Annotated in this window: 19 protein-coding genes and 1 tRNA gene; 13 read left to right on the forward strand and 7 right to left on the reverse strand. The window is 70.7% G+C overall.

The features are described from left to right. Positions 1–4: 4 nt before the first annotated feature. The 4 genes from J3486_RS36385 to J3486_RS36400 all read right to left on the reverse strand — a co-directional run bounded on the left by J3486_RS36385 (position 5) and on the right by J3486_RS36400 (position 3,364). Positions 5–619, reverse strand: coding sequence for a nuclease-related domain-containing protein (locus tag J3486_RS36385; protein ID WP_207828089.1), 615 nt, complete (start codon positions 617–619; stop codon positions 5–7). A 569-nt stretch (positions 620–1,188) separates the two neighbouring features. Continuing rightward, positions 1,189–1,548 (reverse strand): hypothetical protein, encoded by a 360-nt coding sequence (locus J3486_RS36390; RefSeq protein WP_207828090.1) that lies wholly within the window; start codon positions 1,546–1,548, stop codon positions 1,189–1,191. 193 nt (positions 1,549–1,741) lie between these two features. Then, positions 1,742–1,826, reverse strand: a tRNA-Ser gene (locus J3486_RS36395). A gap of 59 nt (positions 1,827–1,885) precedes the next feature. Further along, positions 1,886–3,364, reverse strand: a complete 1,479-nt coding sequence (locus tag J3486_RS36400) for a S1C family serine protease (protein ID WP_207828091.1) — start codon at positions 3,362–3,364, stop codon at positions 1,886–1,888. 350 nt (positions 3,365–3,714) lie between these two features. On the opposite strand from J3486_RS36400, the gene J3486_RS36405 reads away from it, so the two are divergent. The 3 genes from J3486_RS36405 to J3486_RS36415 all read left to right on the forward strand — a co-directional run bounded on the left by J3486_RS36405 (position 3,715) and on the right by J3486_RS36415 (position 6,332). After that, entirely contained in the window at positions 3,715–4,518 is an 804-nt protein-coding gene (locus tag J3486_RS36405) for a glycerophosphodiester phosphodiesterase (protein ID WP_207828092.1), read from the forward strand. 84 nt (positions 4,519–4,602) lie between these two features. Further along, positions 4,603–5,241 carry an ATP-binding protein gene (locus J3486_RS36410; protein ID WP_207828093.1) on the forward strand — a complete coding sequence of 213 codons (639 nt, stop codon included), beginning with the start codon at positions 4,603–4,605 and terminating at the stop codon, positions 5,239–5,241. A 104-nt stretch (positions 5,242–5,345) separates the two neighbouring features. Then, positions 5,346–6,332, forward strand: coding sequence for a DUF5926 family protein (locus tag J3486_RS36415; RefSeq protein ID WP_207828094.1), 987 nt, complete (start codon positions 5,346–5,348; stop codon positions 6,330–6,332). A 238-nt stretch (positions 6,333–6,570) separates the two neighbouring features. Here J3486_RS36415 and J3486_RS36420 read toward each other — a convergent pair whose 3' ends face one another. Together J3486_RS36420 and J3486_RS36425 are read right to left on the reverse strand one after the other, a co-directional pair. After that, positions 6,571–7,248, reverse strand: coding sequence for a hypothetical protein (locus J3486_RS36420; protein WP_229379183.1), 678 nt, complete (start codon positions 7,246–7,248; stop codon positions 6,571–6,573). Positions 7,249–7,304: 56 nt separating this feature from the next. Then, a complete protein-coding gene (locus J3486_RS36425; protein WP_207828095.1) occupies positions 7,305–7,997 on the reverse strand; it encodes a bifunctional DNA primase/polymerase in 693 nt (230 codons plus the stop codon). A gap of 532 nt (positions 7,998–8,529) precedes the next feature. On the opposite strand from J3486_RS36425, the gene J3486_RS36430 reads away from it, so the two are divergent. The 3 genes from J3486_RS36430 to J3486_RS36440 all read left to right on the forward strand — a co-directional run bounded on the left by J3486_RS36430 (position 8,530) and on the right by J3486_RS36440 (position 12,550). After that, positions 8,530–10,056, forward strand: coding sequence for a PP2C family protein-serine/threonine phosphatase (locus tag J3486_RS36430; protein WP_207828096.1), 1,527 nt, complete (start codon positions 8,530–8,532; stop codon positions 10,054–10,056). A 62-nt stretch (positions 10,057–10,118) separates the two neighbouring features. Further along, positions 10,119–11,636 carry an aminopeptidase P family protein gene (locus J3486_RS36435; RefSeq protein WP_207828097.1) on the forward strand — a complete coding sequence of 506 codons (1,518 nt, stop codon included), beginning with the start codon at positions 10,119–10,121 and terminating at the stop codon, positions 11,634–11,636. A gap of 101 nt (positions 11,637–11,737) precedes the next feature. Then, positions 11,738–12,550: a class I SAM-dependent methyltransferase gene (locus tag J3486_RS36440; protein ID WP_207828098.1), complete on the forward strand. Its 813-nt coding sequence runs from the start codon at positions 11,738–11,740 to the stop codon at positions 12,548–12,550. A 31-nt stretch (positions 12,551–12,581) separates the two neighbouring features. Here J3486_RS36440 and J3486_RS36445 read toward each other — a convergent pair whose 3' ends face one another. Beyond that, complete coding sequence (locus J3486_RS36445; protein WP_207828099.1) at positions 12,582–13,037, reverse strand: ATP-binding protein; 456 nt, start codon at positions 13,035–13,037, stop codon at positions 12,582–12,584. Positions 13,038–13,228: 191 nt separating this feature from the next. Between J3486_RS36445 and J3486_RS36450 the strand changes: the two genes are divergently transcribed. The 7 genes from J3486_RS36450 (at position 13,229) to pheA (ending at position 20,338) form a co-directional block, all read left to right on the forward strand. Beyond that, positions 13,229–14,011: a hypothetical protein gene (locus J3486_RS36450; protein WP_207828100.1), complete on the forward strand. Its 783-nt coding sequence runs from the start codon at positions 13,229–13,231 to the stop codon at positions 14,009–14,011. A 162-nt stretch (positions 14,012–14,173) separates the two neighbouring features. Then, positions 14,174–14,911, forward strand: a complete 738-nt coding sequence (locus tag J3486_RS36455) for a YcnI family protein (RefSeq protein ID WP_207828101.1) — start codon at positions 14,174–14,176, stop codon at positions 14,909–14,911. A gap of 78 nt (positions 14,912–14,989) precedes the next feature. After that, entirely contained in the window at positions 14,990–15,655 is a 666-nt protein-coding gene (locus J3486_RS36460) for an SCO family protein (protein ID WP_207828102.1), read from the forward strand. Continuing rightward, positions 15,652–16,131 (forward strand): copper chaperone PCu(A)C, encoded by a 480-nt coding sequence (locus J3486_RS36465; RefSeq protein ID WP_207828103.1) that lies wholly within the window; start codon positions 15,652–15,654, stop codon positions 16,129–16,131. Before J3486_RS36460 ends, J3486_RS36465 begins: the two co-directional genes overlap by 4 nt. 14 nt (positions 16,132–16,145) lie before the next feature. After that, the gene (locus J3486_RS36470) at positions 16,146–18,059 is read left to right on the forward strand and encodes a copper resistance protein CopC (protein ID WP_207828104.1); all 1,914 of its coding nucleotides are present in this window, start codon (positions 16,146–16,148) and stop codon (positions 18,057–18,059) included. A gap of 6 nt (positions 18,060–18,065) precedes the next feature. Continuing rightward, complete coding sequence (efeB, locus tag J3486_RS36475) at positions 18,066–19,349, forward strand: iron uptake transporter deferrochelatase/peroxidase subunit (RefSeq protein WP_207828105.1); 1,284 nt, start codon at positions 18,066–18,068, stop codon at positions 19,347–19,349. 53 nt (positions 19,350–19,402) lie between these two features. Beyond that, complete coding sequence (pheA, locus tag J3486_RS36480) at positions 19,403–20,338, forward strand: prephenate dehydratase (protein ID WP_207828106.1); 936 nt, start codon at positions 19,403–19,405, stop codon at positions 20,336–20,338. Positions 20,339–20,905 lie beyond the last annotated feature (567 nt).

A 20,905-nucleotide genomic window follows, 5' to 3' on the forward strand; every position in this document is an offset into this window, starting at 1 on the left:
CCGATCAGGCCCAGGTCCGAGGGTCCCGCGCGACGTCGTAGATCCGGGCGGTCTGGTCCGAGGACAAGACCGGTGACAGGCCCGTCAGCACCCTAGGAAGGTCTGTCACCGGGAGCACCAACACCGGGGGAGCAGCGCCCTTGACGGTGATCTTGGCCGCGTGCACCACCGAGATCACCGGTCTGACTGAGACCGCGAACCCACAAGCTCGGGACAACACCTTTGCGGCCCGCCGCGCTTCCGCCTGGCTGATCGCAATGTAGCGGGTGGAAGATCCATTGACCGTGATGGCGTGATCCCCGTACCAAACGACCTTGCCCTTGTGCCGTTTGGTGTTGATGGTGAAGACCCCCGCAGGACCGATCAGCAGATGGTCGATGTCGGCGCCGCTCGCCCACTGCACGGCATGCAGCACAAACCATCCGTGCCGCTCAAGTCGGTCCAGCCGGCGGCCAGTGACCCGCTCTCCCACGAGCCCGTCCGCCCAGGACCGGATTTCCGAGTCACGAGACCAGCGATCAAGCAGCCGCCGCACAGCATTCGGTTGGAGTTCCCGGATCTTTCGCCGCACCGCATCGCCGGGACGGTTACGCGCCAAATCTCCCTGAACAGAGCCCATTCCACCCCCGAGCCGTAAGCCGTGTCTCCAGACCACCACGGAGGCTCAAGCGTCCCCAAGCCCGATACCGGCCATGAGGTGTTACAAGTTTCTCTACCTCATCAAGCACCCGGCTGCGCTCCGCTCCGCCGGGCGGGCTTCCCGGCTCCGCTGGGCTGCCGCTCCTGCCTTCGGCCCGCTCCGCCCCGCTGCGCCGACGCCCGCCCACTGTGGATTGGCCCGGAGGTCATGAGTCGAGCCCCCGACACGTTCGCGGCTCACGGTCACAGACGATGCCTCCGGCGGGGGATCGGCCGGCACCGGGTGGGAGGGGGCGCCGTTCCCGGCCGCGGGCACACCGTGGTGAGCGTGGTGGGCTCCCATCCCGTCCACCGTCGACCCAGGCAGAGCCGAGCAGACGCGGCCCATGGCGTCCAGGTCGTTCGTACAGTGGCGCGCTCCACCTGGACGCCATGAACCACGCCCGCTCCACATGCGTGTGGGTCGACGGCGGACGGGATGGGAGCTGGGGTAGGTGGTGGGTCAGGGTGGGATGTGATCGCTCGCTCTCCCTCCAGTCGTCGAGGGCCTCATGAGGGCCTCAACATGTTGTGCTGAGGATCGAAGCAGACCAGGCCCATGGACTGCGCCAGTGACGCCGCGAAGGCGGAGGCTTCTTCGGCCATGCTGTAGACCATCGGGAAGTAGATGAACGGGCCGCTTGCCTCGCCGATCAAGGGCCCGGTTGACCAGGGCGACGTCTCGTCTTCGTCCTCGGTCAAGTCGCACCAGCGGTCGAGCAGTCCGGCGACGTATGCGGCGATAAGGGCGCTCGGCGGGTGATCAACGTCGGTGTCTATGTAGTGGTCATAGAGGTCCCGGAAGATCTGCGCGGCAGCCTTGCCGTCCGCAGGTCTCTCGCCTTCCCAGACAGCCAAGTCGTAGCTCATGCCCGGGAGGCTCTCACGCGGCACTGACAACCTGTTCAGACCGCGTGGATCTGCTGGCCCACACATGGCCCACGATCGTGCCCCTCACGTGCCCGATAGACCGGGGACTCACGGGGAATCACGGTCACCCACGGGCAGCGCGCACGACGAAGGCCCCCGACCGATGTTCCTGGTCAGGGGCCTTCAACCTGCGCGGTGGGTGTGGGATTTGAACCCACGGTGACTCTCGCCACGACGGTTTTCAAGACCGTTCCCTTAGGCCGCTCGGGCAACCCACCCCGCGTCGCTCGCGTGGTGCGACGCGGGACCAGGGTAGCGGGTCCGGATGGCGGGTCCGTCAGTTGCTGTCGCCCTTGCGCTCGCCGAGGGTCACGTCGACGGTGTGCTCCTTGCCGCCGCGCGTGTAGGTGAGCTTCACGGTGTCACCGGGCTTGTGCGTCCAGATCTGGCCGATCAGGGTCGGGCCGGAGTCGACCACCGTGTCGTCGAGCTTGGTGATGGTGTCGCCGGGCTTGAGGCCCGCCTTGGCCGCCGGGCCGTTCGGCGTGACCGCCGCGGAGCCGCCGGCGCCCTGCTGGGTGATCTTCGCGCCGCCGGTGCCCTCCTCCATGGAGACCGTGGCACCGATGACCGGGTAGACCGGCTGACCGGTCTTGATCAGCTGCTGGGCGACCATGTCGGCCTGGTTGATCGGGATGGCGAAGCCGAGACCGATCGAGCCGGACTGGCCCGAACCGCCGAGACCGCCGCTGGACGCGGACTGGATGGCGGAGTTGATGCCGATCACGTGGCCGCTGCCGTCGAGCAGCGGGCCGCCGGAGTTGCCCGGGTTGATCGACGCGTCGGTCTGCAGGGCGCTCATGTACGAGGCCTTGCTGCCGCTCGTGCCGTCGCTGGAGGCGACCGGGCGGTCCTTGGCCGAGATGATGCCCGTGGTCACCGTGTTCGACAGGCCGAAGGGCGCGCCGATCGCGATGGTCGAGTCACCGACGGCGACCTTGTCGGAGTTGCCGAGAGTGAGCGGCTTGAGGTTGTTCGGCGCGTTCTTGAGCTTGATGACGGCGACGTCGTAGCCCTGCGCGTGACCGATCACCTCGGCGTCGTACTTCTTGCCGTTCGAGAACGTCGCCGACAGCTTGCCGCCGTCGACGGCCTCCGCCACCACGTGGTTGTTGGTGAGGATGTGGCCTTCCTTGTCGTACACGAAGCCGGTGCCCGTACCGCCCTCGCCGTTGCTGCCCTCGGCCTCGATGGTGACCGTGCTGGGCAGCGCCGAGGCGGCCACCCCCGCGACGGTGCCCGGGTCCCGCTTGACGTCCGCGGGGGTCGAGGCGGAGACGGTGGTGGAGCCGGTGCCGCCGTTGTCGTTGCGCTCCGCGGCCCAGTAGCCGACGCCGCCGCCGACGACGCCCGCGACCAGCGCGGCCGCGATGATCCCGGCGACGAGACCGCCGCGCCGGCCGCCCGGCTTGGGCTGTGGCTGCTGGTAGGAGTCGCCCCACCCGGAACCGTCGCCGCCGCCACCGCCCCACGAGGAGCCGCCACCGCCCGGTGCACCGCCACCGCCCGTCGCGTACGCGGGGACGACCGGCGGCGGGGGCGGCCAGTCGCCCACGGGCGCGGGGCCGCCCACGGCGGGCGCTCCCTGCTCACCGTGCGCCGCTCCGTGGCTCGCCATGCTGTCGTGGCCCGCACCCTGGTGGGCCGACGGGGCGGGCTCCGCAGGGGCCGGTGCGGGAGCAGCGGGAGCGTCCACCGGCACGGGAGGTGCGGACGGGGCCGGGGGGACCGCAGTGCCCTCGTTCTCGGTGCTCACAGCTTTCTCTCCTCGATCCACGGCTGTCGTGTCGCCGGTCAGGCTTTGCGGGTACCCGATCCACTTCGGACTGAAGCGATCAGGCGCGATCCATTGCGATCGCTCTTGATTGTCACAGCCCACTTCGATCTGTTCAGCGATCTCGGCACGTCCGCCGTCACTCGCCGTCCCGGCATGGTCCTGTCACGGTCCAGTTGTGCTGTTGTACGCCGTCAGCTTTTCCCACGGGACGTCAGGGCACCATAAGACGTTCCTGTGCACCCGATGACATCCTTTATGTCCGACGAAACGGACGCATCCGCAAGGCCGAACTTTCTCGCCGGCCGGCCGCGCGGTGGCACCATGACGCGGTGACCCACGCACGACAGCAACGCATCCAGGTCGTCGCCCACCGCGGTGCCTCGGAGGACGCCCCCGAGCACACGCTGGCCGCTTACAAGAAGGCGATCGAGGACGGCGCCGATGCCCTCGAATGCGATGTGCGGCTCACGGCGGACGGCCATCTCGTCTGCGTGCACGACCGTCGCGTCAACCGTACGTCGAACGGCCGCGGAGCGGTCTCGGCCCTGGAGCTCGCGGATCTGGCCGCCCTCGACTTCGGCTCCTGGAAGGACAGCGAGGAGGGGCCCGACTGGGCGGGCAGCGCGGCCGACACCTCCGTACTGACCCTGGAGCGCCTCCTGGAGCTGGTGGCCGACGCGGGCCGCCGGGTGGAGCTGGCCATCGAGACCAAACACCCCACCCGCTGGGCGGGCCAGGTCGAGGAGCGACTGCTGCTCCTGCTCAAGCGGTTCGGCCTGGACGCGCCGCCGCCGGACGAGCCCTCTCCTGTAAGGGTGATGAGTTTCTCCTCGCGCTCCCTGCTGCGCATCCAGGAGGCGTCACCCACCCTGCCCACGGTCTACCTGATGCAGTTCGTCTCGCCGCGTCACCGCGAAGGACGCCTCCCCAAGGGCGTACGGATCGCGGGCCCCGGCATCCGGATCCTGCGCAACAACCCCGCTTACGTGGAGAAACTCGCGCGCGCGGGTCACCAGGTCCACGTCTGGACCGTGAACGAGCCCGAGGACATCGACCTCTGCGTCCGGCTCGGCGTGGACGCGATCATCACCAACCGTCCCGCGGCCGTGCTGCACCGGCTGGGCAGGGCCTGAATCAGGGGCCGGATCCGGCCACCTTCACCCCACAGCTTCACGGGGAGTGCTCCGGCGCGTTCGCTCCGTATTCGATCGTCACGAGTGCGTCACCGCACACGGATTGGCCGGTTTCCGGTCCAGTCCAGTGGGGCATTCACACCGTGGCGTGGGGCAAAGGAGGTCTCGGGGGTGGCGTTGGTGGTGGCACAGGAGGTGCCCTCTTCGTCGAGCATGGCCGTACCCCATGGCCCTGCGGGCGTGGGTGAGGCAAGACACCGGATGCGTGATCAGCTCCGTATCGGCGGTGTGCCGGAATCGGTCGTCGACGATGCAGTTCTGATCCTTTCCGAACTGCTCAGCAATGCCTGCCGGCACGGCAGGCCGCTCGGCGACGAGCTGGCGGGCGAGGGCGATGTACGCGCCGCGTGGCGGGTGGACGACCGCGGTTGCCTGACGGTCGAGGTGACGGACGGCGGCGGCCCGACCCGCCCGGTTCCGGCCACCCCGTCGGTCACCGCGCACGGCGGCCGCGGGCTCAACATCATCACGGCGCTCGCCGACGACTGGGGCGTGCGCGACGGCATGCGCGGCGAGGTCACCGTCTGGGTGGTCGTCCACAAGGACGTGCACGCGGAGGCCGCGGCGCACCGCCGTGACGACTTCGCCTCGCGCATCGCGGCCCCGCCGGTCGCGGACCTGGCCGACCTCGACTTCGCGGACGCCTTCGACGACCTCGGCTGACGGCCGCCCCCCTGACGGCACTTGGGCCATGTCCCACCCGTGTCGGTACGAGCGGCTAGGCTCGCGCCCGTACGTAAGAGCGCCGTATCCGGGAGACACCCAAGATGGCCAAGAAGCGCCCCCAGACCAAGGGCAAGCCGCAAGTCAGCAACGGGGCCCGCGCCGGCGGCGCCGAGGAGAACTATCCGGTGGTGGGTGCCCGCGAGCCGTGCCCGTGCGGCAGCGGCCGTCGCTACAAGGCCTGCCACGGCCGGGAGGCCGCCCACGCGGTGACCGAGCTCGTACAGCGCCCCTTCGAGGGCCTCGCGGGCGAGGGCGACTGGATCGCGCTGCGCGAGCTGGTGCCCGCAGCGACGGTCGAGCTGACGCTGAAGGGCGGACTGCCCGAGGGCGTCCCGTCCGTGACCCTCGCGACCGTGCTGCCGATGGCGTGGCCCGCGCTGCGCCGGGACGACGGCTCGGTCCTGCTCGGCCTGCAGAACGACACGTCCTCCGGCGACCTCAGCCGCGACCTGGCCGACACGCTGCTGCGCGCCCTGGAGGCCCCGACGGGCAGCCCGGTGCAGGCCCGCCGCGCCCCCGCCGAGGGACCGCGGCTGCAGGACGTGCTCGACCCGGACGGCACTTTCGAGCCGGTCGTGCACACGGGGTTCGAATTCTGGGTTCCGGACTCGGAGAACGCATCGGCCGAGGTGGCCGCCTCCCTGGAGCGGGCCAACGCCGCGGCGATCCCGACCGTGAAGCTGAGCGGTGTGGAGAGCGCCTACTGGTGCGAGACGCCGGAGAAGAACCACCTCCGGTGGGTGATGCCGCACGCCGAGGAGAAGCTTCTCGACGCGCTCGCGCGGCTGCACGCGGCGGGCACGTCCTCGCTCGGCGAGGGCACGCGTCTGGTGGGCTCCTTCCGGGCGCACGGCCTGACCGTGCCGGTGTGGGACCTGCCGAGCTCGGTCAAGGCCGGTGACATCGAGAAGCCCGCCGCCGAGTTCGCCGAGCGGCTCGCCGCCGCACTCGCCACGGACGCGCCGCTGACCGCGGACGAGCGCAGGGCGCGCGGTGGGCTCACCAACCGACAGGTGACACTCAGCTGACGTACAGGGTCCCCCTGGACTGACCGACCGGTCAGCCGCCGAGGGTCCGAAAAGCCTCATTCGGAATGGGTGACTCCGGTCACAACTCCCAGTAGTTGCAGGTAAATCCATGTCCGAATAGAAGAGATCGAATTTGCTAACTGCCGATCTCTTGTTACCGTTCAAGTAGCCCGGTTGCTGGTGCATCCCCCGTCGCCAGCAACCGGGCGCTTTCATGTCCTGACCCGGTCGGTATGCCTCAACGCCCTTGCGAAGGCGCCGAGTTGCTCCCCGAGCGCAGCATCAGCGGGCCGTCTCCCCGGGCCGCGTACTCCGCCACCGCCGTGTACTGCGACGGCCCGCCCCGCGTGGGCTCCCGCGGCGTCTCGCACAGGCCGGGCTCGTCCTGCGCGCCCACCGGACAGTTGATCTGCACCGTGCGTCCGCCGGGCGCCATCAGGGTCAGGACGGCGCCGAGTTCCGCGCCGGTCGCATTGCGGTAGTAGGTGCGCGCCCAGGTGTCCTCACCCTGGGTGAGCACACACGTCTGCGCCTCGACGCCGTCCGGGGAGGCCAGTTGCGGGCCGCAGTGGGCAGCCGTGGCGAGGCCGAGTCCGAGGCTCTTGAGGAGCGCGGGGCCCTCGGGCTGCCGCTGCCCCGCGCGCCCTGCCGTGTCAGGCGCGTCAGGCGTGGCGGGTGCGTCGGGTGCGTCGTCGACCTTGTCCGCCGCTCCGGCCCGGGCGTGCTCGCCCGGCTCGGCCTGCTCGACGACCGGACGGCCGTGCCCGTCGCCCACCGGTCCCGCGGACGCGCCCGCCAGCGGCAGCGCGGCGGTGAGCACCACCACGGCGACGAGGCCGATCAGCCGGAGGCGCGAACGGGGGTTCCCCTGCTCGGGCCGGTCGGAAGAAGGGGGGAGGGGCGGCGCGGCGGGCATGCGCCGAAGATATCGGCGCACACCCCGCGCTGCGGCTCGCCGCGCGCCCGAATCCCCTACAACTCGGGCGCGCTCACACCCGTACGAGTGAGGGCGTCCACGACCGCGTCGACCACGGCCTCCACATCGGGCGCCCACGGGGCCGCCGAACCCGGCAGCGGAGCGCGCTCCCAGCGGACCTGCCCCGCGCCCGTGACGGACGGCGGCAGCGGTACGTACCCGCCCTCTCCGTGGAAGCGCAGCGAGCCCGGGACGAAGTCCTGCGCGTACAGGAGCTCGCCGAGCTGCTCCATGGAGTAGGGAGCCACGAGGATGAACAGCCGCTCGGGGGTGGCGATCACCGGGCCGAGCCGGATGTCCTCGCGGTCGAGCGCGGCGAGCGCGCGGGCGCCCGCGACGGCCGGGAGGCTCACGGCGCAGGGTGCGCGCCCGCCGGCCCCGGACGCGGCGCCGGTGGCGAGCACGATCGGCGCCTTGGGACGGTTGGTCCACCACCAGCGGACCATGCTCTCGTCGGTCGTCGCGGCGAGCAGTCCCGGGTCGAAGGGGTGCGCGCCGGGCACCGTGCACTCCGGGTCGGGGCAGGCGCACCGGACGCCGTCACGACGTCCCGCCGCCTCGAGCCCTATGCCCGGCAGAACCGGCCACCGCCACGCTGTCGCGAACGTGAGGGCCGCGCTGATCAGGTCAGACTTCCCGTTGTCACGCCTGGACAGGAGCCTGCGTCGCCTTCCGAGGATCTCGCGCATGAGCGCTCGTTCCTTTCCGTAGCCGAAGAGAACGCTATGGGCCACATCACACCATGTGTCGATCAGTCACTGCGCGTACGTGCTGGAGCGCCTGACCCCGGCCGGAACGACCGGCCTGAGGCAGGGGTAACCCCTATAGTCCGAGCGCCTGCTGTGTCCTTTAAAAGCCTGGCGTGGGGTGGCGGCGCCTGGCGTTTGCCGTCCCGCGTATTTCTCGCCGTCTCCCCCACGGGAGGATGGGGCACGGTCGTCGAAGGTTATGACGCCCGGGTCCGTCACCAGGTTCCGGGTGGATCCCAACTGCCCCTGGTCTTCTCCGAGTACGTACCCACCACGACCGCCATGACGCTCTGGTGACCACAGCTGAACAATGCCAGTCGAACCCAATAGGCCGATCCCTGAGTCACTTTTTGGCCAAGTTAGAACGATCAGGATCGCTGCGAGATCAAGAGTCGATCAAGGAAGACGGCGAAGATCCCTTTACGCCGAAAGGCACTTGCACACCGCGGACACCAGGAATACTCGCAGGACAATGCTGGACATCCCCTCTCCACTGCGTGTAGATGTGGAGACATTGCTAGCGGCGCAGAGCTATCAGGCTGACATGGGGGTTTGCGATGCTATTGAGCAATATGCACCGGTCGGAAAGCCGGAAGCCATGACAACCCCGCGCCTGCCGAAAGTGGCCGGAATCGATTCCCCTCCTGGACAGGTTCCCCCTCCCGCCCACACGGTCGCACCCGTGCCCGCGGCGCCTGCGGTCCCGTGCGCACCGTCCGCGCCGGCCGCACCAGGGGCCGTCATCCAGGACCGTCTCGCCGGCTGGGTCTCCGATCTCACGACCCTGCACGAACTCACGGAACGGCTGGCCCGCACAGCCGCGCTGGAGGACGCACTGCACGAACTGCTGCGCGCCGGAGCCACCCTGGTGGGCGCCCGGCGCGGTCTTGTCGTGCTGGAACCGGGCGACGGACGCGGCCCGGACACCACCGTCGGCCTCGGCCTGTCCCGGCCGGACCTGGGGCACATCGAGACGGTGCCGCGCGGCGCGACGTCGTACGGGCGGATCCTGGACGGTCTCAGCACCGACCCGGAGGCCCGCGCCGATCTGCTCTCCGAGGACGGCCTCGACCCGCGCCACCGCGAGGTCGCCGCCCGCCTCGGCTACGCGGCCAGTTACGCGCTGCCGCTCGCCACCGAGGCGGCGGGCCGTCTGGGCGCCGCGGTCTGGCTCTACGACGAGCCGGCCGAGCCGGGCGAGCGCCGGCGCCACCTCATCGGCCTGTACGCGGCCTACGCCACCGAGCACCTGGCCCGCCTCCTGGAACTGGAGCGCACGCGCGCGTGGTCGGGCACGATCGCCGAGGAGCTGCTGCCCTCGCGGCTGCCCCGGGTCGCCGATGTGCAGCTCGCCGTGCGCCACCGCACCGGGCCGCGCGGCGGCGGCGACTGGTACGACGCGCTGCCGCTGCCCGAGGGCGCGCTCGGGCTCGCCGTCGGCTCGGTCACCGGCTCCGGCGCGAGCGCGGTCGCCGCGATGGGCCGCCTGCGCGCGTCCCTGCGCGCGTACGCCGTCATGGAGGGCGAGGACCCGGTCGCGGTCCTGTCCGACCTGGAACTGCTGCTGCGCCTCACCGAGCCCGCGCGCAGCGCGACCGCCCTGTTCGCCTACTGCGAGCCGGCGCAGCGCAAGATCGTTCTCGCGGGCGCCGGGCACACCCCGCCGCTGGTGATCGGCGAGCGGCGCACGGAGTTCGCCGAGACGACGCTGTCGGCGCCGCTCGGGATGCTCGCCTGCTGGGAGGCGCCGAGCGTGGAGATCGCGCCGGAGCCCGGCGAGACGGTGCTGCTCTACACCGACGGTCTGCTGCGCCGCACCGGCGACGCCATGGACCGCGCCTTCGCCCGGCTGCACGCGGCCGCCGCGAGCATTCCCAAGGGGATCCGCGAGGACCCCGGCGCCATCGCGGACCACATCCTGGGCGCGATGCTCCCCGACGGGCTCGACACCGCCGACAGCGACGAGGACGTCGTCCTGCTGGCGGCCCGTTTCGCGTAGGCGTCCGGGCACTGCCGGTAAGAGGTCATCCGGCCCTGGACCCCCTTCCGTACGCTCGTACGATGGAGGGGGTCCACTGCCGTATCCAGGGCATTTCACCGGACCTGCCGTGTCGAGGAGGAACCGTGTCGGAGGAGCTCAACCCGGAGGCCGCCGAGGCCGAAGAGCCCATCAAGCAGCGCAAGAACGGCCTCTACCCGGGCGTGTCCGACGAGCTCGCCGAGAACATGAAGTCCGGCTGGGCCGACACCGAGCTGCACGACCTGCGGCCGATCGCCCAGGCCGACGAGACCGCGGCCCGCCGTGCCGCCCTGTCCGCCCGCTTTCCGGGCGAGCGCATCGTGGTGCCCGCGGGCAACCTGAAGACCCGCTCGAACGACACGGAGTACGCCTTCCGTGCCTCCGTCGAGTACGCGTACCTGACCGGCAACCAGACGGAGGACGGCGTCCTCGTCATGGAGCCCGTCGCCGACGGACACCGGGCGACCCTCTACCTGCTGCCGCGCTCCGACCGCGAGAACGGCGAGTTCTGGCTGAGCGGCGACGGCGAGCTGTGGGTCGGCCGTCGGCACTCGCTGACCGAGGCCGAGAAGCTCTACGGCATCCCCGCGTCCGACGTGCGCGAGCTCGCCGACGCCCTGCGCGAGGCGACGGGACCGGTGCGTGTCGTGCGCGGCTACGACGCCGGCATCGAGGCCGCCCTGACCGACAAGGTCACCGCGGAGCGCGACGAGGAGCTGCGCGTCTTCCTGTCCGAGGCCCGCCTCGTGAAGGACGCGTTTGAAATCGGCGAGCTGCAGAAGGCGGTCGACTCGACCGTGCGCGGCTTCGAGGACGTCGTGAAGGTCCTCGACAAGGCCGAGGCCACGTCCGAGCGCTACATCGAGGGCACGTTCTTCCTCCGCGCGCGCGTGGAGGGCAACGACATCGGCTACGGCTCGATCTGCGCCGCGGGCCCGCACGCCTGCACCCTGCACTGGGTCCGCAACGACGGCCCGGTCCGCTCCGGCGACCTGCTGCTGCTCGACGCCGGTGTGGAGACGCACACGTACTACACCGCCGACGTCACGCGCACGCTGCCGATCAACGGCAGCTTCAGCGAGATCCAGCGGAAGATCTACGACGCCGTGTACGAGGCCCAGGAGGCCGGTATCGCGGCGGTGAAGCCGGGTGCCGCCTACCGCGACTTCCACGACGCCGCGCAGCGCGTGCTCGCCGAGAAGCTCGTCGAGTGGGGTCTGGTCGAGGGCCCGGTCGAGCGCGTCCTGGAGCTGGGCCTCCAGCGCCGCTGGACCCTGCACGGCACCGGCCACATGCTCGGCATGGACGTCCACGACTGCGCGGCCGCGCGCACCGAGACGTACGTGAACGGCACGCTGGAGCCGGGCATGGTCCTCACCGTCGAGCCGGGCCTGTACTTCCAGGCCGACGACCTGACGGTGCCGGAGGAGTACCGCGGCATCGGCGTCCGGATCGAGGACGACATCCTCGTCACCGACGACGGCAACAAGAACCTGTCGGACGGGCTGCCGCGCCGCTCCGGCGAGGTCGAGGCGTGGATGGCCGGCCTGAAGGGCTGATTCGCCGAACGCACCGCTACTGAAGAAGGGCCGCGACATACGCTGCGTATGTCGCGGCCCTTCTTCAGTAGTCGGTCGAAGCTCTTTGAGAGGGTGCCTGCATGGAGTTGAGCGCCGTACCCGAGACCCTGCTGTGGAACCTGTACCACCGGGCGGCGGAGGCCCGTCGTGCGGACCGGGTCCTCGACGACCCGAAGGCCGTCGAACTGGTCGAGAAGATCGACTACCCCTTCGAGGAGACCTTCGGCGCGGTCAATCCGCTCCTCGCGCAGGGGCAGGCGCTGCGCGTGCGGACCTTCGACAACGCCGTACGGGACTTTCTCGACGCCCACCCGGACGGCACGGTCGTCACGCTCGCCGAGGGCCTGGAGACCCAGTTCTGGCGCGTCGACAACGGGCGGGCGCGGTGGCTGTGCGTCGAGCTGCCCGAGACCGCCGAGGTGCGGCGCGAGCTGCTCCCGGACGGCGAGCGGCGGCGCACCCTCGCCCGGTCGGCCCTCGATCTGTCCTGGCGCGAAGAAGTGGACCCGGCGAACGGCGTGCTGATCACCGCCCAGGGACTGCTGATGTACCTGCGGCCGCCTGAGGTGCGGACGTTGATCGCCGGCTGCGCCGAGCGGTTCGGCGGCGGGGCGCTGGTCTTCGACGCGGTGCCGCGCTGGTTCAGCGAGCGCACGCAGCGCGGTGAGATGCGCACCCGGGCGGGCTACACGACGCCGCCGATGCCGTGGGGTCTGAACGCGGGGGAGCTGAGCGGCGTACGCACCGCGCACCCGGCGATCAGCGAGGTGCGGGAGCTGCCGCTGCCGCGCGGCCGCGGCGCCTACTACGGGGTGGTCTGGCCGCTGCTCGGCAAGGTGCCCGGCGTGCGCAACATGCGGCCCACGATGACGGCCGTCGCCCGCTTCTCCTGACCGGGGCCGTCCTGCCCGGGGCTCTCCTGATTCACACCGCGACCAGCGGCGCGTCCTTCTTCCACTTGAGGATCTTGTCGAAGCTGACGACGGCGCCGCCCCTGCCGGGCTTGTTGACGAAGTGCACGTGGTCGGCGAGTTCGCGGATGAGGCACAGGCCGCGGCCGTTCTCCGCGTGGTCGGGCGCGGGACGGGTCAGGGAGCGCCCCTTCAGCGAGGGGAAACCGGGGCCCGAATCGGCCACTTCGATGCGGCACTTCTCGCCGTCCAGATACGCGGTGACCCGGTAGGCGCCCGAAGCCTCGCTGCCGGCCAGGGAGCCGCCGTGCTCGACCGCGTTCGCACACGCCTCGCTGAGCGCGACCGACAGGTCGTAACAGACGTCGGGGTCGACGCCCGCGGTCTCCATGGTGCCCAGGAACAGGCGCCTGGCCAGGGGAACGCTCGCAGCGTCGCGCCGCAGATGGAGGGACCACCAGATGCTCATGCTCCAGCCTCCAGGGCGCGGCTCGACATACCGATACGTATTGCCGCCACGGCCCTTGCGCAATCACGGAGTTGACGTGATTGCGCCCATATAGCCGACGCGCACGGTACGTCCGGCGAGGTAAGGGAGATTTGGGACCTTGTGGACCTGCCGTATGGAGCGGGTCGGCCCAGTGCGATGATGAGGCCGCCATGACTGCCCCCCACACGCGCAGCGCGGCCGACCTCCGGCTGCTGAGGGCCGCGGTGTTCGCCGCGGTCTGCGTCGTGCTGTCCGCGGCGGGGCACGTCCTCGGGTCGACCTCCACGGTGCCGCTGTGGACGCTGGGGCTCGGCTCTCTCCTCGCCTTCTGCGTGGCCCTGCCGATGGCCGGGCGCGAGCGCTCGCTGGCCGGCATCGCCGTCACCCTGGGCATCGGGCAGATCGGCCTGCACACCCTGTTCGGCCTCGGCCAGAACCACGCCTCCATGGCCATGGGTTCCGCGCAGCCGTCCGTCATGGAGCGGGCCGCGCGGCTCATGTGCGGGGCGGGTGCCTCGGCGCTCAGCCCGGCGCAGGCGCAGCGCATCCTGGACGACGCCGGGGTGCCGTCCACCCCCATGCACCACGACGCCGTCGCGGCCGGGGCCTCGATGGCGCTGCTGCCGTCGCTGCCCATGCTCATCGGCCACCTGCTCGCCGCGGTCGGCGCCGGGTGGCTGCTGCGCCACGGCGATCTGGCCCTGGGGCGCGTCGTGGAGCTCTCGCGGCTCTCGGCGCACGGGGTCGCGGAAGCGGCGCCCACCCGTTCGCTGCGCGCGGCCCTCGCGCTCGTCCGCGCGCTGCGGGCCGGGCTGCCGGGGGCTCCCGAGCTGCTCGCGCGGGTGACGCGGACCGGGTTCGCCGAGCCGCCCGCCCTGTGGACGGCGACGCTCCAGCACTCGGTGATCCGGCGCGGGCCACCGTCCTCCGACGCGTTCCTTCTCGCCGCCTGACACGGCATCCGCAAGCTCCACCGCGCAGTGCGTGGGGTGTGGTGTGCCGTGCGGCACGCGCGCGTACCCGCTCGTTCTCACCGACAACCGCCTTCATGCGGCCTGTCCGGGTGCGCGCCCCACCCTTCGTCGGATCCCACTGAACGTGGAGTTCTTTCTGCCATGAAGAAGATGTCCCGCGCCGCTCTCGTCGGTGCCGCCGCCGTCTCCTCCGTCGTCCTCGTCTCCGCCCCCGCCTTCGCGCACGTGAGCGTGCAGCCGGAGGGCACCGCCGCCAAGGGCGGCTACGCCGTGGTCGACTTCAAGGTCCCCAACGAGCGCGACGACGCCGCGACCACCCAGTTGGAAGTCGCCTTCCCCACCGACCACCCGCTCGCCTCCGTGATGCCGGAGCCGGTGCCGGGCTGGAAGGCCGTGGTCACCAAGTCGAAGCTCGACAAGCCGCTGACCCTGCACGGCGAGAAGATCACCGAGGCCGTCTCCAAGGTCACCTGGACCGCGACCGGCTCCGGTGACGCCAAGGGGATCCAGCCCGGCTACTTCCAGAAGTTCCCGGTGTCCATCGGCCAGCTGCCGACCGACGCCGACCAGCTCGTCTTCAAGGCGATCCAGACGTACGACAACAAGCAGGTCGTGCGCTGGATCGAGCCGCAGCAGAAGGGCCAGGAGGAGCCGGAGAACCCGGCGCCCACCCTGGAGCTGTCGGCCGCGACCGACGACGAGCACGGCGCGTCCGGCGCCTCGGCGACGGACGACCACAAGGAGACGGCCGCCGCCTCCTCCGACACGTCCTCCGGCAGTGACACCACCGCCCGCGTCCTCGGCATCGTCGGCATCGCCGTCGGCGCCGCCGGTGTGGCGTTCGGTGTCCTGGCGGGCCGTCGGCGTACCAACAGCTGAGCCATCAGTGGCGGTTGCCGGGGCCGCGGTGGGCGGCCCCGGCAACCGCCCGCCCTCTCACCTCTGGGACATTTCTCTATGCGCACGACCAACAAGAAGACCCTGCTCGCCGTCGTCGGCCTCGTCTCGGCGGCCGCCTTCACCCTGTCCGCCTGCGGCGGCGGGGGCGACAGCGACAAGCCGGTGACCGAAGTGTCGACCGAGGCGGGTTCGCAGAAGGCCGCGACCGTCCTCGACAAGCCCTTCGAGAAGCCGGACCTGGTCCTCACCGACACCCACGGCAAGAAGTTCGACCTGCTGGAGCGGACCAAGGGCAAGCCGACGCTGATCTACTTCGGCTACACGCACTGCCCCGACGTCTGCCCCCTGACGATGAGCAACATCGCGGTCGCCAAGAAGGCGCTGCCCCAGGCCGAGCAGGACAAGCTGCAGGTCGTCTTCGTCACCACCGACCCGGACCGTGACACCCCGGCCGTGCTCGGCAAGTGGCTCAAGGCCCAGGACCCCGACTTCATCGGCCTGACCGGCGACTTCGCCACCATCCAGGGCGGCGCCCGGCAGCTCGGCATCTCCATCGAGCCGACGCAGAAGGACAAGAACGGCAAGCTGGTGTCGGTGCACGGCACGCAGGTCATCGCGTTCTCGCCGAAGACCGACGGCGGATACGTCCTCTACGGCGAGGACGCCACCGTCGACGACTACACCAAGGACCTCCCCAAGCTCGTCAAGGGGGAGAAGCCGTGAAGCGCGCCCCGCTGACGCTCGGTGCCCTCGCCGTCGCCGCCGCGCTCTCGCTGACCGCCTGCGGCTCCGGCTCCGACGCGGACTCCGCGCGGCCCGAGGTGAAGGTCGAGGGCGCGTTCATCCCCGCCCCCGCGTCCGGTGACATGGCGGCCGGGTTCTTCGTCGTGCGCAACGGCGGCGGCGCCGACACCCTCACCTCGGTGAGCAGCGCCGTCGCCGGTGACGTCACCATGCACAGCACCAAGGACGGCGTCATGACGGAGGAGAAGTCCTTCGCCGTGCCCGCCGACGGCGACCTGGACTTCGAACGGGGTGGCAACCACCTCATGTTCGAGAACCTGAAGCACAGGCCGAAGGAAGGCGACAAGGTGTCGGTGAAGCTGCACTTCGCCAAGTCCGGCACGGTCGACGTCGCGTTCCCGGTGAAGGCCGCCACCTACAACCCGTCGTCGCACGCGTCTCATTCGTCTCAGTGAGGGGCTGACCGTACGTGAAGACCATCGCTCCCCGCTTCCGGCACCTGGTGCTGCTGTTCCTCGCCGTCACCGGCGCGCTCCTGGCCGGTGCCGCCCCCGCGTCCGCGCACGCCGCGCTGACCGGGAGCGACCCCGCGCAGGGAGCGGTGGTCCAGAAGGCACCCCGCCAGATCGCGCTGACCTTCTCCGAGGACGTCGCCATGTCCGGCGGCTCGGTGCGCGTGCTCGACCCGTCGGGCAAGCGCGTCGACAACGGCAAGGTCGGCCACACCAAGGGCACGACCTACACGGTGGGACTGCACTCGGGCCTGCCCGACGGCACGTTCACCGTCGCCTACCAGGTCGTCTCCGCCGACAGCCACCCCGTGTCGGGCGCCTATACGTTCTCCATCGGCGCCCCCTCCAAGACCTCCGCGGTGATCACCGACCAGAACGCGGGCGGGGGCGTCGTCGGCGCCCTCTACGGCTTCGGCCGCTACGTCTCGTACGCGGGTTTCGTGCTGCTCGTCGGCGGCGCCGCGTTCGTGCTCGCCTGCTGGCCGCGCGGCGCCGCGATCAAGCCGGTGCAGCGGGTCGTGGTCGGCGGCTGGACCGCGCTGACCGCGGCCACCATCGCGCTGCTGCTGATGCGCGGCTCGTACACCGGGTCGGGCAAGGTCGGCGACATCTTCGACATGACGCTGCTCGGCCAGGTCCTGCAGACGAAGACCGGCGCGGCGCTCACCTCCCGGCTGCTGCTGCTCGCCGCGGCCGCGCTCTTCATCGCGGTGCTCTTCGGCGCCTACGTGAAGCGGGCCGAGGAGGCACGGGAGGCGGGCGACGACGACGGGGGCGACAGCGCGAAGGAGGTCAGGGACCTCACCTTCGGGCTCGCCATCGGCGGCACCGTCGTCGCGGCAGGACTCGCCGCGACCTGGGCCATGGCCGAACACGCCTCGACCGGTATCCAGACGGCGCTCGCGATGCCCGTCGACGTGCTGCACCTGCTGGCCGTCGCGGCCTGGCTCGGCGGTCTGACGACCCTGCTCGTCGCGCTCTACCGGGCGCCGTCCATCGAGGCGTCGGCCGTGCGCCGCTTCTCGCGGGTGGCCTTCTGCGGCGTCGTCCTGCTCGCCGCCACCGGCCTCTACCAGTCCTGGCGGCAGGTCGGCTCCTGGTCGGCGCTGACCGGAACGACGTACGGGCAGCTGCTCCTGGTCAAGGTCGGGCTCGTCGCCGTGCTCGTCGGCATCGCGTGGATCTCCCGCCGGTGGACCGGGCGGCTCTCCGAGTCGGCCGCGCCCGTCGAGGAGAAGGAACCGGTCACGGTCGGGGGCGGCGCCGAGAAGGCCGGGTCGGGGAGCAAGAAGTCCGACGACCCCGAGCGCGCCGCCCAGCTCGCCCGTCAGCGCGCCGCGATGGCCACCGCCCGCGAGAAGCGGGTCCGCGACGCCGACCCGCACCGCTTCGGGCTGCGCCGCTCCGTGCTCGCCGAGGCCGGCGTCGCGGTGGTGCTGCTCGCCGTCACCACGGTGCTGACCTCCACCGAGCCCGGCCGCACCGAGGAAGAGGTCAAGTCCTCCACCGCGGCCGCCCAGACCCAGGCGGGCCCGGTCAACCTCAAGCTGCCGTTCGACACCGGCGGCAAGGACGGCAAGGGCACGGTCCTGCTGGACCTCGACCCCGGCCGCACCGGCAACAACGACATGCACGTCTACGTACAGCGGCCGAACGGCAAGGCCTTCGACGTCCCCGAGGTGAAGGTCGCCTTCACCCTGGAGGCGAAGAAGATCGGCCCGCTGCCCGTCACCCCCGACCACATCGCCACGGGCCACTGGAGCGCGAGCGGCGTCCAGATTCCCGTGGCCGGCACCTGGAAGATCGCGGTGACCGTGCGCACCTCCGACATCGACCAGATCACCGTCACCCAGAACGCGAAGATCGGCTGAACCACCATGGCTGACACCGAGAGCCGTACCGAGACCTCCACCCCGCCGGCGTCGGGCATCACCCGGCGCCGCCTGATCGGCACGGCCGGTGCCACCGGCGTCGCCCTGGGCGCCGTCGGCGCGGGCGCGGGATACGCCGTGGCGTCCTCCACCGACTCCCCCGATCAGCAGGACGCGTTGACGTCGCTGGGCGCGGACGAGGTGATGTTTCACGGGAAACATCAGCCCGGCATCACCACGCCGATGCAGTCCCGCGGCCATCTCGTCGCCTTCGACCTGGCGGCAGGCGCGGGCCGCAAGGAGGCCACGGCCCTGATGCGCCGCTGGTCGGCGACGGCCGAGCGGCTCATGGCGGGGGAGCCGATGACCTCCGACGACACCGACGTGGCCCGGGACGCGGGTCCCTCGTCGCTGTCGATCACCTTCGGCTTCGGCCACAGCTTCTTCGCGCGCACGGGCCTGGAGAAGCAGCGCCCCGGCGCTCTCGACCCGCTGCCGGACTTCTTCTCCGACCACCTCGACAAGGCGCGCAGCAACGGCGACCTGTGGGTGCAGATCGGCGCGAACGACGGGCTCGTCGCCTTCCACGCGCTGCGCGCGATCCAGAAGGACGCGGGTGGCGCGGCCAAGGTCCGCTGGCAGATGAACGGCTTCAACCGCTCGCCCGGAGCGACCGCCCAGCCGATGACGGCCCGCAATCTGATGGGCCAGATCGACGGCACCGACAACCCCAAGCCGGCCGAGTCCGACTTCGACAAGCGCATCTTCGTGCCGTCCTCAGGTGCGTCGGCGCAGTCCCCGGCGTGGATGGCGAACGGTTCGTACGCGGTCGTACGCCGGATCCGGATGCTCCTCGACGACTGGGAGAAGCTGTCGACGGCGGCGCAGGAGAACGTCATCGGCCGCAAGAAGTCGACGGGGGCCCCGCTGACCGGCGGCGACGAGACGTCCGAGATGAAGCTGGACAAGACGGACGCGAAGGGCGACCTCGTCGTCCCGATCAACGCGCACGCGCGCATCAGCCGCCCCGACCAGAACGGCGGGGCCGCGATGCTGCGCCGCCCGTTCTCCTTCCACGACGGCATCGCCGCGGACGGCACCCCGGACGCGGGCCTGCTCTTCGTCTGCTGGCAGGCGGACCCGCTGCGCGGCTTCGTCCCCGTGCAGCGCAAGCTCGACCGCGGCGACGCCCTGTCGCAGTTCATCCGGCACGAGTCGAGCGGCCTGTTCGCGGTGCCGGGCGGCGCGGAGAAGGGCGGGTACGTGGGGCAGGCGCTCTTGGAGGGGTGACCGCCATCCGGGCCCGCCCGCCGTGTCCCGTACAGCCCCATTAGGGTGACCTCATGCCAGCCAGCTACGCGTATCTCGGCCCCGAGGGCACCTTCACCGAAGTCGCCCTGCGCACGCTTCCCGAAGCAGCCACCCGGGAGCTCGTCCCGATGGTGTCCGTGCCCGCCGCGCTCGACGCGGTGCGAGGCGGCGAGGCCGAGGCCGCGTTCGTGCCGATCGAGAACTCCGTCGAGGGCGGCATCACCACCACGCTCGACGAGCTGGTCGCGGGCGAGCCGCTGATGATCTACCGCGAGGTGCTGCTCGACATCACCTTCGCGCTCCTCGTGCGTCCCGGCACGAAGCTGAGCGACATCAAGACGGTCACCGCGCACCCGGCGGCCCAGCCGCAGGTCCGCAACTGGATGAAGGCGAACCTGGTCGAGGACGTGGTCTGGGAGTCCGCCGCGTCGAACGCGGACGGCGCCCGGCTCGTGCAGGAGGGCCGGTTCGACGCGGCCTTCGCCGGTGAGTTCGCGGCCGAGAGGTACGGTCTGGAACCGCTGGTCACCGAGATCCACGACGCGACGAACGCGCAGACCCGGTTCGTGCTCGTCGGCAAGCCGGCCCGGCCCGCGGCCCCGACCGGCGCGGACAAGACCTCCGTCGTCATCTGGCAGCGCGAGGACCACCCCGGCACGCTGATGGAGCTGCTCCAGCAGTTCGCGATGCGCGGGGTCAACCTGATGCTGCTGCAGTCCCGGCCCACCGGGAAGGGCATCGGCGACTACTGCTTCGCGATCGACGCGGAGGGCCACATCTCGGACCGCCGGGTCGCCGAGGCGCTGATGGGCCTGAAGCGGGCGTGTCTCCAGGTGCGCTATCTCGGCTCGTACCCGCAGGCGGGGTTCGCTCCCAAGGACGTACGGCCGCTGCGCACCGGCACGTCGGACAGCGAGTTCGTGGCCGCCTCGGACTGGCTGGCGCGCTGCCAGGACGGCCGGTTCTGACGCTGCGCGCCCACAGCCGGACCTGAGTTCTCCACCGTCGGGTCCGGCGTCTTTCTGTCTCCACACCCGGTCCTACCAGCGGATTTTCTTCGTCCACAAGAGTTATCCACAGGTCCGCTTCTCGACCTGGGGACAAGTCGACAGTAAGGCGCGACATGGTCGACAAATCGGCCTACAGCCCACAAGTCCGTCCACAGACCCGCACGTCACCCCTCGTCCACTCTTTTCCCTTGATCAACTCTTTGGAGTGAAGCATTTCCACCCGAAAGTGAGCATGGAGAGGGTTTGGAACGGGAATCCTTCGCGATACATGCGGCTTTCGGAATGACCTCTTCCGGCATCCACAGATCTTTCTCACAGCCTGTGGATAACCCTCCGGGGTGGTGCATTCCTGTGGACAACCGCTCCCCAAGTCCCGTGTGCGGCAAGGGAGTCGGGTCAAGGTGGCGCACCCCATCTGCCCCTTTGCGGGGAAAGTGGGGTTTTAATTGACTCGCGCCGCCCCGGGCCGCGCGAGCCGGTTCCACCCGGAATTCACATTCCGACAAATAGGGCATAAAGCTCCAC

The sequence above is a fragment of the Streptomyces sp. VRA16 Mangrove soil genome, from assembly GCF_017377775.1.
Lineage (GTDB): Bacteria > Actinomycetota > Actinomycetes > Streptomycetales > Streptomycetaceae > Streptomyces.